The 256-nt window shown below is 52.3% G+C and carries 2 tRNA genes; both read left to right on the top strand.

Annotated elements, in window-relative coordinates:
- Positions 1-11: 11 nt before the first annotated feature.
- Positions 12-88 (top strand) — tRNA-Pro (locus A936_RS15785).
- A 95-nt stretch (positions 89-183) separates the two neighbouring features.
- Positions 184-256: transfer RNA gene (locus A936_RS15790), tRNA-Pro, on the top strand.

Below are 256 nucleotides of genomic sequence, written 5' to 3' on the forward strand. Positions count from 1 at the left end.
AAGCAGTATTTCGGCGAGTAGCGCAGCTTGGTAGCGCAACTGGTTTGGGACCAGTGGGTCGGAGGTTCGAATCCTCTCTCGCCGACCAAATTTTAAAAGCCCTTCTGAAGAAGGGTTTTTGCTTTCAGCCCGGAGCCCTAATAAGCTTTTGATGTGTTGAAAGCAGCAGTAAAAGCAGTATTTCGGCGAGTAGCGCAGCTTGGTAGCGCAACTGGTTTGGGACCAGTGGGTCGGAGGTTCGAATCCTCTCTCGCCG

The sequence above is a fragment of the Enterobacter sp. Ag1 genome (assembly GCA_000277545.1).
Lineage (GTDB): Bacteria > Pseudomonadota > Gammaproteobacteria > Enterobacterales > Enterobacteriaceae > Cedecea.